We start from the raw sequence: 1037 nt of genomic DNA on the forward strand, positions 1-1037 counted from the left end.
CCGTCCGGCAGAGCTTGAGCCAACCACACCCGAGCGAGACCCTCTGGCGGGCATTGCACCGAAAAGGCATCCCCACCCTCGGAGCGGCGCGCGGTTCACCGCCCGCCAGGTTACAGATTTCAAGGCCCGGCAACTGAGATCGCTGCCCGCGACCCGTGCGGTCCGGGAGGCACGACGACCGAGCCGCACGGACGCGGTGCGGGGAGTGTTCCGCGTAGCTGTCCCTACCGCCTGTCAGCTCGTCGCGCGTACCGCTTCGCGGATCAGATCCGCGACCTCCTTGGGACGGGAGACGGCGACGGCGTGCGACGCGCCCTCGATCTCGACGACGGTCGCCCCTGCGCGCTTCGCGGCGAAGCGCTCCACCTCGGGGTTGATGGCCTGGTCCGCGCCGGCCACCAGTGCCCAGGACGGCTTGGCCTTCCATACGGCGGCGGTGGCTGTCTCTCCGAAGGCCGCGGCGGCGAGCGGCCGCTGAGCCGTCGCGAGGACCTTCGTGACCTCCGCCGGCACATCGGCGGCGAAGACCGACGGAAAGACCTCCTCGGCGATGGTGACCTCGACAGCAGGGTCACCGTCCGCGACCGGATAGGTCCACTGCTTGAGGTTGCTCACCAGCGGCGAGGCGGGGAAGCGGCCCTGAAGTTCACCGAGACTCTCGCCCTCCTCGAGGACATAGGCGGCCACGTAGACCAGCCCGACGACGTTGTCGGCGGTGCCGGCCACGGTGATGAGCGCACCGCCGTAGGAGTGGCCGACCAGTACGACGGGACCATCGATCTGGGAGGCAACGGAGGCAACGTAAGCGGCGTCGGCCGCAAGGCCACGCAACGGGTTCGGCGGGGCCATCACGGCAATGCCATGGCCCTGCAATTCCGCGATGACCCCGGACCAGCTGGCCGCGTCGGCGAACGCGCCATGGACCAGGACGACCGTGGGCACGGAGGTGGTCATGTGTGCGTTGTCTCCTCGGACTCAGAAGCTGTTTTTCAAGCGATCAAGTGTCTGACCTGGATGTTTGCCGCTTGTGATCTTCG

General features: G+C 68.3%; 1 protein-coding gene. It reads right to left on the bottom strand.

Annotation, left to right across the window (positions count from 1 at the left end):
- Positions 1–234: 234 nt before the first annotated feature.
- A complete protein-coding gene (locus ACFPZI_RS33350) occupies positions 235–954 on the bottom strand; it encodes an alpha/beta fold hydrolase (protein WP_381370915.1) in 720 nt (239 codons plus the stop codon).
- Positions 955–1037 lie beyond the last annotated feature (83 nt).

This window comes from Streptomyces chlorus (assembly GCF_042655885.1).
GTDB lineage: Bacteria > Actinomycetota > Actinomycetes > Streptomycetales > Streptomycetaceae > Streptomyces > Streptomyces chlorus.

What these genes read in the sequence shown, in the direction of transcription:
- ACFPZI_RS33350 (WP_381370915.1), bottom strand. Translation starts at nt 954, where the DNA reads ATGACCACCTCCGTGCCCACGGTCGTCCTGGTCCATGGCGCGTTCGCC.